The sequence below is a fragment of the Sporosarcina sp. JAI121 genome (genome assembly GCF_013408665.1).
Lineage (GTDB): Bacteria > Bacillota > Bacilli > Bacillales_A > Planococcaceae > Sporosarcina.
Genome location: NZ_JACCCL010000009.1, coordinates 1 through 2,453, shown reverse-complemented (window position 1 = coordinate 2,453; position 2,453 = coordinate 1). Strand labels below are relative to the sequence as shown.

General features: G+C 52.3%; 1 rRNA gene. It reads left to right on the top strand.

Going from position 1 to position 2,453, the window contains the following annotated elements:
* Window positions 1-101: 101 nt before the first annotated feature.
* Window positions 102-2,453: ribosomal RNA gene (locus HDC33_RS16355) — 23S ribosomal RNA — on the top strand; the annotation flags it as partial.

Genomic DNA, 2,453 nt, shown 5'->3' with positions numbered 1-2,453 from the left:
CTTATTTATGCAATGCCTTTTAAGAGCACCTGTCTACATCGCTGTAAACAAGGACTCACCAAAGAGGAATTCAGGAAGCGTATGCTTTTTGAAAACCGAAAGGTTAAGTTAGAAAGGGCGCATGGCGGATGCCTTGGCACTAGGAGCCTAAGAAGGACGGCACTAACACCGATATGCTCCGGGGAGCTGTAAGTAAGCTTTGATCCGGAGATTTCCGAATGGGGAAACCCACTGTCCATAATGGGACAGTACGTTTACGTGAATACATAGCGTAAACGAGGCACACCCGGAGAACTGAAACATCTAAGTATCCGGAGGAAGAGAAAGAAAAATCGATTCCCTGAGTAGCGGCGAGCGAAACGGGAAGAGCCCAAACCAGGAAGCTTGCTTCCTGGGGTTGTAGGACACTCTATACGGAGTTACAAAGGAATGGATTAGACGAAGCGACCTGGAAAGGTCCGCCGCAGCGGGTAAAAGCCCCGTAGTCGAAAATCCATTCTCTCCAGAGTGTATCCTGAGTACGGCGGAACACGTGAAATTCCGTCGGAATCCGGGAGGACCATCTCCCAAGGCTAAATACTCCCTAGTGACCGATAGTGAACCAGTACCGTGAGGGAAAGGTGAAAAGCACCCCGGAAGGGGAGTGAAATAGATCCTGAAACCATGTGCCTACAAGTTGTCAGAGCCCGTTAATGGGTGATGGCGTGCCTTTTGTAGAATGAACCGGCGAGTTACGATTCCATGCAAGGTTAAGCAGTGAATGCGGAGCCGCAGCGAAAGCGAGTCTGAATAGGGCGTCAGAGTATGGGGTCGTAGACCCGAAACCAGGTGATCTACCCATGTCCAGGGTGAAGGTAAGGTAACACTTACTGGAGGCCCGAACCCACGTACGTTGAAAAGTGCGGGGATGAGGTGTGGGTAGCGGTGAAATTCCAATCGAACCTGGAGATAGCTGGTTCTCTCCGAAATAGCTTTAGGGCTAGCCTCAAACGTAAGAATCTCGGAGGTAGAGCACTGTTTGGACTAGGGGCCCATCCCGGGTTACCGAATTCAGACAAACTCCGAATGCCGATGATTTATGTTTGGGAGTCAGACTGTGGGTGATAAGATCCATAGTCGAGAGGGAAACAGCCCAGACCACCAGTTAAGGTCCCCAAGTATTCGTTAAGTGGAAAAGGATGTGGCGTTGCCCAGACAACCAGGATGTTGGCTTAGAAGCAGCCATCATTTAAAGAGTGCGTAATAGCTCACTGGTCGAGTGGCGCTGCGCCGAAAATGTACCGGGGCTAAACGAATCACCGAAACTGTGGATTGACATCTTTGATGTCAGTGGTAGGAGAGCGTTCCAAGGGCGTTGAAGCTGGACCGTAAGGACTTGTGGAGCGCTTGGAAGTGAGAATGCCGGTATGAGTAGCGAAAGAAGGGTGAGAATCCCTTCCACCGAATGCCTAAGGTTTCCTGAGGAAGGCTCGTCCGCTCAGGGTTAGTCGGGACCTAAGTTGAGGCCGAAAGGCGTAGACGATGGACAACAGGTTGATATTCCTGTACCACCTCCCCGCCGTTTGAGTAATGGGGGGACGCAGTAGGATAGGGTGAGCGCGCTGTTGGTTATGCGCGTCTAAGCAGTGAGGTGTGGAACGAGGCAAATCCCGTTCCTATAACATTGAGCTGTGATGGCAAGGGGAGTATTCCCCGGAGTCCCTGATTTCACGCTGCCAAGAAAAGCCTCTAGCGAGGCGGGAGGTGCCCGTACCGCAAACCGACACAGGTAGGCGAGGAGAGAATCCTAAGGTGATCGAGAGAACTCTCGTTAAGGAACTCGGCAAAATGACCCCGTAACTTCGGGAGAAGGGGTGCTCTGGTAGGGTGTTAAAGCCCGAGAGAGCCGCAGTGAATAGGCCCAGGCGACTGTTTAGCAAAAACACAGGTCTCTGCAAAACCGCAAGGTGAAGTATAGGGGCTGACGCCTGCCCGGTGCTGGAAGGTTAAGAGGAGAGGTCAGCGCAAGCGAAGCTTCGAATTGAAGCCCCAGTAAACGGCGGCCGTAACTATAACGGTCCTAAGGTAGCGAAATTCCTTGTCGGGTAAGTTCCGACCCGCACGAAAGGCGTAACGATCTGGGCACTGTCTCAACGAGAGACTCGGTGAAATTATAATACCTGTGAAGATGCAGGTTACCCGCGACAGGACGGAAAGACCCCGTGGAGCTTTACTGTAACCTGATATTGAATTCCGGTGCAGCCTGTACAGGATAGGTAGGAGCCTTGGATTCCGGAGCGCCAGCTTCGGATGAGGCGTTGGTGGGATACTACCCTGGCTGTATTGGAATTCTAACCCATGCCCCTTATCGGGGCAGGAGACAGTGTCAGGCGGGCAGTTTGACTGGGGCGGTCGCCTCCTAAAGAGTAACGGAGGCGCCCAAAGGTTCCCTCAGAATGGTTGGACATCATTCG